This is a genomic window from Marinobacter sp. L-13, from assembly GCF_056857715.1.
Genome location: NZ_JBSXNQ010000014.1, coordinates 1 through 8,226 on the forward strand (window position 1 = coordinate 1; position 8,226 = coordinate 8,226).

The following is an 8,226-nucleotide window of genomic DNA, read 5'->3' on the forward strand; positions in this document are numbered from 1 at the left end:
TTCCTGGCTGGCCAACTCGGCAACAGTCAGACTGTGAGGTGGGGCCATCTTCTGGAGAATGGCTTCTTTACGTTCCGGTGAATAATGGGGCATGGTTGTCCTCTGAAATATTCAGGCGACAACTACGCTGACACATAGGGGGTGTAAGTGGGCATGGGAAACTCCTGCCATGGGTTGTACGTTTGCACTGGATCTCGCCACTATTGGAGTGAGGCGGGTTTGTTTCACTATAGCAACGCTTATCTGCCGGGCCCCGGCGATTTACGCTGCCGATCACGGTTGGACGGTTGCAGGTACGTGAAGACAGTGTGGTTGGTGAGATTATTGAACTGGCGGTTTGATCAGATGGGGGAGCCGTGACATGCTCCGGTTTCTGCAGGTTTCAAATTCGACTCTCACCTAAGTCGATATACCGCCGAGTTAAATAGGGAGAAGCCTTTAAGGGCCCCGCCTGCCGTATTCGCAACCTTCGGTACGACAATTAACGGAAAACCGGGACAGATTTATTTTTGACTAGGTGACAGGACAGTCACAAGATAATTAAGAGGAAACACAATGCAAAAAAGGAACGCAGTAGCCCTTTCGGCTGTTCCGGATCTGGTTTTCCATCCGGTTGTTGTCGATGGGCACTGCGCCATCGTCCAGGTAGCGCGTGATGCAGTGTATCGGCAAGCGGTTTGGCTCTGGTTTGTCGGATTTTCTAGCGCTTATCCGGTGGCAGGTCTTTGGTTTCCCGCTCGATTTCGTAGAGGGGTTCTACCCCGTTACTGCGGACACTTCTAAAAAGAGGCACAATATGCCAAAGGACTGTTAACGTCCTCCGGGCTGCACGCAGCATGCCCAGAGAACGGATCGTCCATCGAATTTACAAACCTAAAAATGCGCTGGTTTCGGCTTCGGTTCCCTGTGGAGTTGCGACCACAGAATAGGTATATTCACACACAGACTCGCTACCATCGATAGACCAAGACAACGTAATGGTTTCCGCGAGTTCTCCAATAAATGCACCTTGCTCTGAATCCCAAGTGTATGACTCGCTGATATCAAAGACATTTTCAAAGATGTCACCCGGTTCGCCCGTTGGATCAGCTTCCGTTTCTTGATAGGTCTTACCAACCGTCAGAGTCGACTGAGTGAAATCCAGAAGCCAGAATGATCCGGGCTCAGAGGCGTCACTGGTTACGGTAACCTCTGTCCCGTCTCGAGACCACGTCTGGGTTTCGGTTCCTACTTCACCCACGGTTGGGCCCCCGCCCGAATCACACTGCATGGTCGCAGACTCGGTTTCAAAAAGATCACCCTGAGAGTACGCAGTCAGCTCGGCTTCCCAGCTTACCGTAAGCTCTGGATTAGCATTTTGCTCAGCGACATAGGCCTCAGCATCACTTTTATTTAGAAAATTTAGAAATTGCTCCGAAGCGGGGCACTCTAAAGCTGCCAGTTCCGTGTCCGCGGAGCACGCGTAAAATGCCTGCCGGTCAGAATCAAAAGATTTGCGAGCGATGTATTCTCCAAAACCTGGCCAGAAGATAACCCCAGAAGACAGCACTTCATAACTTCCGGTTTCGATATCCGTTCCGGTCCCGCAAAGATCCAGTGTGTAGCTGGTGCCATCGAAAGACGTTTCTTCCACTAACCAGTCAGGCCCGCAGTCCTCAGGTTCCTGTAGAGCGGCGTACCAGGTTAAGTTTTGAAGTTCGCTCTCAGTAAAGGCAAGCGCCCTCGGTTGTGTCGCCGGATCTTTCAGGAAGGTGGTTGGTTCTTCGCTATTAGGATTGAACACAATTGACGTGTCAGATATCGATGCGCTGATCGTGCTTGGAGATCCCACGCCATTGACAGGTCCGGTATCGCCGTTGTTGTCGAATAAACCGGTAAAAGTGATCGCGTCCGAACCCGGTGAAACAGAGTAAGTGCCCCATTCCATGCCTGACGTTTCTGGCTGCTCATCGAACGGTGCCTGCTCGTCGATTTCCATGTGCACGTAGGTGCCATCAGCGAAAAAGATGAGCGCGAGGGTATCGTTGAAGTCGGCAACATTAGCAACTTTCCAGATCCCGACAAGCTCGTCCATGGTCTCTGAGGCTGAGCGGGAAAAGACTGTGGACTCACCGTCATCGATACTTGAATTCCCGTTTTCGTCGATTTCAAAGGTGAGTTGATCACCAGATACTCTGGCGAAAATATCGAGACCGCCATTCACACTGCTCGTGAGGCCAGTGTCGAGGTTCCGATCGAAATCGATGTCGACGGTCAGAGCTCTCGTCTCTGGATCGAGCGAATATGTTCCCCATTCCATACCTGATGTCTCAGGTTGCTCGTCCAAAGGCAGCTCTTCATCCACTTCAAGGTGGACGTATGTGCCATCTCTGAAGAAGACGAAGGCCAACAGTTCATTGTCGGTATTTTCATTCACCCATATACCGTTAATGCCAAGGTTCGCAACAAATTCGACGCCTTCGCCCACCAAAATGCCCTCGAAATGCTCAAGAGCCTCGCTGGTGCTGATGAGACTGGTAGTCGGAGAGCCAGAGTTTTCGACTAGGACCTTAACTGCCGTCAAGTTTTGAAACTCACTTTCACTGATAAAGAAATCAACTGGGGTCGCGTTGTCTTTAGCCAACTGATTGATGGTGATTCCAGTACTTGTAATGCCGTCGTCATCTAAGCTTTGGAGCAGGCGAATGATATTGATGACAGTGGGGTCGGAGGTGTCGGTAGAGCCCGCGAGGTCCAAAGGAGTGACTTTTTCAGTGGCGGGCGCAGGCGGAAATTCAAGGTCGCCGATGAAGAAAGTAACGGTCTCGCCCTCAAGGTACTTGAACTGACCATTAGCATTGGTCACGCCATCGGGAATAGATTCTGTGCGGTATCCGATGTTAGCGACTGGGCTGTCGATAAACCGGCCGGTCGAAGTGGAGGGCTCTGATACAGGAGGTGAGCCATCTGATGACGAGCCTCCGCCACCACAGGCAGTAAGTAAAAACTGGCCCAGGACAAGAGCTCCCATCCCTGACAATCCTTTCATGGGTTTTCCTCTCTTTAATTGTCGAATTCGCTCAATAATTCGTGCCGCCTGATCTCGTCCGCCGAACCAAGTGCTTGGACGTACAGTTTTTAGACACAAACCAATTAAAAATGACAGATTTTGTGATGCATTTAACATCCACACAGGGCGCCAGGCGTATTAATAAACTGGCATGCACTGGTGACGGCGAAACTCTGCGCCATCCAACAGACTCGTGGAGTAAAGCGACGTTCACGCGGTTCACCTGTGGCTTCAAATTAACCAAAACTCAGGCTATCCACATACATCAAATGGAGTATGCGCACTCATTGCCAAGGAGACAGACCAAGCATGATGGATAAAAGCTCAGTGCTAGATCTGGTCGGGGAGATCTATGAAGCTGCCTATCGACCAGAACACTGGGTAAGCGTGATTCAGCAATTATGCGCAGCGCTAAACGCAAAATCTGCCGGCATTTTTTGCGAAGACTATGTCGAGAAACGTCGCACTCTGTTGGCAGCGCACGGGTTACCGGCGTTGAGCAGCTACTCTTATCGACTCGGACTTGGTCGGTATGACCACGCCTATCGAGTAATGCTGGAAAAAGCGGAGGGTGCAAGCTCAACGATTATTGATCATCAAAAAGTTAAAGAAGATCATCCTATGTACTATCGGCTACTGCTAAAGCCGAATGACGTAGGCTATGTTGCAGGTTTGAATATTTTCAAGAATGCCGAGTGGCACGTGGGTCTGGGGATACATCGATCATTTGAGGCAAACCCATTCAGTGAAGAAGACCTCCATCTCATCCAGCTTCTACACCCTCACTTCCAAAGGGCACTCAAAATCCAGCGCGCCTTCCAAGCTATCAAGAGCCACAATCAGAGCATGAAAGCGGCTTTATCTCACTTGGCAATGGGTGTGGCTCTGGTCAAAAAAGATTTAACCATAGTGTTTCTGAACGAATCAGCCAAAACCATTCTCGACTATCACCCTGCCCTTGGAGTAAAAGATGGGCAATTGAAGGCGTGGAAGAACGAGCACCAACTTGAGCTGAGCGAGGCGATTGAACATTCTATACAGTCCGAGTCCAACGAGACGAAATACAATGCACGAGCAATTAGCCTCCATCATTCGGAGGCTTTGGCACCTTTGTCCTTAATCTGCGGCGAAAAATCAGAGGCACCTGGCGAGGTTTCGCTTGTAAGTATGCAAGACGTCGCGCTCCTTTTTATAAGCGATCCTGAGACCAATATCCGCGTCTCCGCCGATGTCTTAAAACAACTTTACGAGCTCACCCCTGCAGAAACCAAATTGGCGATCGGACTTCTCAATGGCTTGAACCTGGGAGAAATCGCTGAGCTAAACGGTAATAGCGTAACAACGCTTAGAGTTCAGTTAAGAAGTATCTTTGATAAAACGGGAGTGAAAAGACAACAGGAGTTGGTAAGACTTCTTGTCATGCTATCTGTTAACCGATCCGATTAAACGGCGATCACCAGACCCACATCGGCGATTTGTAGTGGTCAGCTAATCCAGGAAAACCGGGACAGATTAGGGAAACCGGGACAGATTTATTTTCGGGTGAGGATAACGGATCTGGTCGCGCGGCTTGACTGAGGGTGGGAGCGTTGAAAACCGCAACAGACCTATCATTGCGGTTATTTGGGTAAACTGGCCCGCTCTTCCGAAGACATCCCCTTTTCCCACTCAACTTCCTCCCCCGGTGCTGGCAAAAACCGCCCAAACTCGATCATCTGGGTGGCCGGAATGTCCTGCAGATAGATCCAGACTTTCTCAGCTGTGATGTTGATGATTTGGGCGATTTCTTCAAGCATCTGGCTCATCAGGGCCTGTTTGATTTCGGTGCTTCTGCCCTCCCGCACCAGGCCGTGCACATACACCTGAGGCGCGGCGTTCACTCTGCCACCCACAAAGTGATCGCCCCCACTGGCCGCAGAAAACAGAACCTGGGCAAAGAACCGGGGCGCGCCGGTTTGGGCGTTGTGGGCCGCTGTGATGGCCTCGGCGATCTGTGATTTCTGCTGCGGCGACAGAGACAGATTCGCGACCGTGACGGTGTAAGTGGGCATGGGAAACTCCTGCCATGGGTTGTGCGTTTGCACTGGATCTCGCCACTATGGGAGTGAGGCGGGCTTGTTTCACTATAGCAACGCTTATCTGCCTGGCCCCGGCGATTTACGCTGCCGATCACGGTGGGGCGGTTGCAGGTGAGTGAAGACAGTGTGGTTGGTGAGATTATTGAACTGCCGGTTTGATCCGGAAGCAATGAGCTATCCTGAGACTCTCGACCTTCAAGCATGCGAGCCAAACAATGATCGAAACGCCCCTGGAATTTCAGAGCGATGGTACAACCTGTCGCGGTGTTCTCTATACGCCGGATGCCGGCAGTAAAGGTTTACCGTGTGTCGTCATGGCCCATGGTTTTGGGCTGACTCATGCCAGTGGTCTTGCACCGTTCAAAGAAGCTTTCTGCAATGCGGGTTATGCAGTGTTTGCCTTTGACTACCGCCATTTCGGCGACAGTGATGGCCAGCCACGCCAGACGCTGAGCCCCCGGAAGGAAGTGGCGGATTGGCTGGCGGCACTGAATTTTGCGCGGCAGCTGGATCGTGTCGATGGCAGCCGCATCTGCCTGTGGGGAACGTCGTTTTCCGGCGGGCTGGTGATTGCGGCCGCGGCAAAGGATGGAAGCGTGCAATGCACCATCTCCCAATGCCCGATGATGGATGGTTTGGCGTCGTTGCTGGGGGTTGTCGGTTATGCCGGCTTCATGCAGGCGATGCGCCTGACCTGGCACGGAACAGTCGACTGGTTTCGTCGTGGGCTGGGGATGTCTCCCCGGTATATTGCTTCGGCCGGCCGCCCCGGCGAGTTGGGCATGATGACGGCTGAGGACTGCCAGGAGGGCTATGTTCTCTTGCTGGCGGATAACGCGTCGAATTACGTCGCCGCGGGCGTGAGTTATGCCATTCCTCTTTTCCGGCCCATCCGGTTGGCCAGCAAAGTCGCCTGCCCGGCACTGGTGTTGATTTGCGACCACGATACCGTCGCTCCGGCGAGCTCTGCGGTCAAAGCGGCCCAGAGGATGCCGAACGCGGAAGTGAAGCACTATCCGGTCGGTCATTTTGATGTCTATCGGGGCGAAGCTCTGGATCGGTCCATCGAAGATCAGCTGGATTTCTTGGCCCGGTTTTTCAAACAAATCGGAGCCCGAAGTGATTAAGCCCAGTTGTTACAGTTGCCGAATAAGGTTTGAGCCGTCTGAGCTTCGGGTCTCTTACTCGAAAAACTACTGTGAGCGCTGTGGTGTTGGGCTGTTTGGTGACGATTATTTCGGTTTCACCGCTAAGCCTGCCCCAACTGTCCGCAAGAACCTGGCGGTCCATTTTGCAGTGCTTCTTCTCGGGAGTGCTGGCTTGCTGTTATGGCTTTTGGCGGGCCGGTCGTGACCGCTCAGAATCGGAAACGGCCTATTTGCAGAGAACCGGGACAGGTTTGTTTTATGTGGTTTACTAAATTTTTCGTCTCCCGAGTGGGAAGTTTCCCAAGGGTTGGACTAGTGTGTAGTAATAAGAAACGGATAAACGCCGCTGTTAAGGATGACAGATGGACTACGCCCCGGCATTACTGCCCCTCTTCGATTATATCTGGTACCTGATACCGCTTTTCATTCTTGCGGCGGTTATCAAATCCCCCTGTTTCAAAGGCAAAGCCGGGGAAGCAGTGGTTAATTTCTCCGCCAAACTCTCTCTAGGTAAAACCCGTTGCCACCTGATCAAGAACGTTGCCCTGCCCACCGAAGCCGGCACCACCCAGATTGACCACATCATTGTTTCCCAGCACGAGATCTTTGTCGGGGATTCCACATTCAAAACACCCATGCCGGAGAGCGTGGCCCACGGTGGTGGGCATGTCGGCTTTATCAAGGCTAAAATCGAGCAGCGGTTGTCGACTGTTGAAGTTCAGAAGGTGATGGAAGCCATTGATTGCAATAACGAAGCGCGCTACCTAGTGTCCCGTCTGGGTAATCCGTTTATTTATTATCAATAACACTCAGCTTTGCTCGCGTCACTGAAGTCATAATCGATTCTGCACTCTTGTGCCAGCGGAACGGCTTTGCCAGTTTCTCATTATGAGTTTGGATAAAGCGACGAATCGCCTTCTTAAGTTCGCCGACACTGGTAAAAATGCCACGGTACAAAGCGCGGCGTTCCAGTTGACCAAACCAGCCCTCCACGGCATTCAGCCAAGAGGCGCTGGTTGGTGTGAAGTGAAGCTTGAACCGGGGATGCTTTTCCAGCCAGGCCTTCACTTCTGGTGTTTTGTGAGTCGAGCTGTTGTCCAGAATCAGATGAAGGTCCTGCTCTTTCGGTGTTTCTCGATCAATTTGTCGCAGAAAATCGAGAAACTCTTTGGCGCGGTGGCGTTGTGTAATGCGCCCAATCACTTCGCCGTTCAGGATATTCAGGGCCGCGTATAAGCTGGTCGTCCCGTGCCTCTTGTAATCGTGGGTACGGCGCTCGATCTGGCCGGGTTTCAGTTGCAGCTTTGGTTGAGTGCGATCCAGTGCCTGGATCTGCGTTTTTTCGTCAACCGACAGCACCAGCGCGTTATCCGGCGGATTCAGGTACAGGCCAACGACATCGAAAACCTTCTCAGCAAAGTCTGGATCGTTGCTTATTTTGAAGGTTTTCAGCCGGTGTGGTTTCAGGTCAGCCGCTTTCCAGATCTGATGCACTTGCCAGCGGCTAACACCGGCATATTCGGCCATCAACCGGACGCTCCAGTGGGTAGATTCCTTGGGCAGCTTTTTGACCGTGTCATCAAGAATAGCTTTAACCTTTTTCTGGTCCAGCTTTCTGGGTTGTCCAGGTCTTGGTGCATCCCGAAGACCGCTCAGACCCTGTTCGGTGTAACGATTACGCCACTTGAATACCGTGGCCGTCGTGGTTCCCAGTTGCTCCGCAACGACTTTGGGTGATTCACCGGAATTCAGGGCCAAAACGATTCGTGCTCGCAGAACAAGATTCTGACTCAGCGTGCTTGTTCGCAACCAGCTTTCCAGCTCGAGTTGATCGTTTACCGTAAGATTAAAGGGTGCTGGTTTCCGGGCCAAAACAGAGTCTCCGAGCTCGTAAATAATAGCTCGAATTATAGCGCACTTCCGCTTAGGAATTAACCAGACGGAACACTAG

General features: G+C 51.9%; 6 protein-coding genes and 1 pseudogene. 3 read left to right on the forward strand and 4 right to left on the reverse strand.

The genetic code is table 11. The features are described from left to right. Positions 1-591: 591 nt before the first annotated feature. Together AC13DD_RS00535 and AC13DD_RS00540 are read right to left on the reverse strand one after the other, a co-directional pair. A pseudogene (locus tag AC13DD_RS00535) lies at positions 592-751 on the reverse strand (IS66 family transposase); the annotation flags it as partial. 114 nt (positions 752-865) lie between these two features. After that, positions 866-3,166, reverse strand: a complete 2,301-nt coding sequence (locus tag AC13DD_RS00540) for a hypothetical protein (protein WP_482901667.1) — start codon at positions 3,164-3,166, stop codon at positions 866-868. Positions 3,167-3,358: 192 nt separating this feature from the next. Here AC13DD_RS00540 and AC13DD_RS00545 point away from each other — a divergent pair, with 192 nt between their 5' ends. Next, positions 3,359-4,495 carry a helix-turn-helix transcriptional regulator gene (locus AC13DD_RS00545; protein ID WP_273070601.1) on the forward strand — a complete coding sequence of 379 codons (1,137 nt, stop codon included), beginning with the start codon at positions 3,359-3,361 and terminating at the stop codon, positions 4,493-4,495. Between the two features lie 173 nt (positions 4,496-4,668). On the opposite strand, the gene AC13DD_RS00550 is transcribed toward AC13DD_RS00545, so the two are convergent. Then, positions 4,669-5,100 (reverse strand): tautomerase family protein, encoded by a 432-nt coding sequence (locus tag AC13DD_RS00550; RefSeq protein WP_273070600.1) that lies wholly within the window; start codon positions 5,098-5,100, stop codon positions 4,669-4,671. A 242-nt stretch (positions 5,101-5,342) separates the two neighbouring features. On the opposite strand from AC13DD_RS00550, the gene AC13DD_RS00555 reads away from it, so the two are divergent. Together AC13DD_RS00555 and AC13DD_RS00560 are read left to right on the forward strand one after the other, a co-directional pair. Further along, the gene (locus tag AC13DD_RS00555) at positions 5,343-6,254 is read left to right on the forward strand and encodes an alpha/beta hydrolase (RefSeq protein WP_405416993.1); all 912 of its coding nucleotides are present in this window, start codon (positions 5,343-5,345) and stop codon (positions 6,252-6,254) included. Between the two features lie 383 nt (positions 6,255-6,637). Next, a complete protein-coding gene (locus tag AC13DD_RS00560) occupies positions 6,638-7,081 on the forward strand; it encodes a nuclease-related domain-containing protein (RefSeq protein ID WP_482930691.1) in 444 nt (147 codons plus the stop codon). On the opposite strand, the gene AC13DD_RS00565 is transcribed toward AC13DD_RS00560, so the two are convergent. Next, positions 7,065-8,147, reverse strand: a complete 1,083-nt coding sequence (locus AC13DD_RS00565; RefSeq protein WP_288365738.1) for an IS630 family transposase — start codon at positions 8,145-8,147, stop codon at positions 7,065-7,067. The genes AC13DD_RS00560 and AC13DD_RS00565 overlap by 17 nt on opposite strands. Positions 8,148-8,226 lie beyond the last annotated feature (79 nt).

Coding starts and splice junctions, on each gene's coding strand:
- AC13DD_RS00555 (WP_405416993.1), top strand. CDS start 5,343: ATGATCGAAACGCCCCTGGAATTTCAGAGCGATGGTACAACCTGTCGC.
- AC13DD_RS00550 (WP_273070600.1), bottom strand. CDS start 5,100: ATGCCCACTTACACCGTCACGGTCGCGAATCTGTCTCTGTCGCCGCAG.
- AC13DD_RS00560 (WP_482930691.1), top strand. CDS start 6,638: ATGGACTACGCCCCGGCATTACTGCCCCTCTTCGATTATATCTGGTAC.
- AC13DD_RS00540 (WP_482901667.1), bottom strand. CDS start 3,166: ATGTTAAATGCATCACAAAATCTGTCATTTTTAATTGGTTTGTGTCTA.
- AC13DD_RS00545 (WP_273070601.1), top strand. CDS start 3,359: ATGATGGATAAAAGCTCAGTGCTAGATCTGGTCGGGGAGATCTATGAA.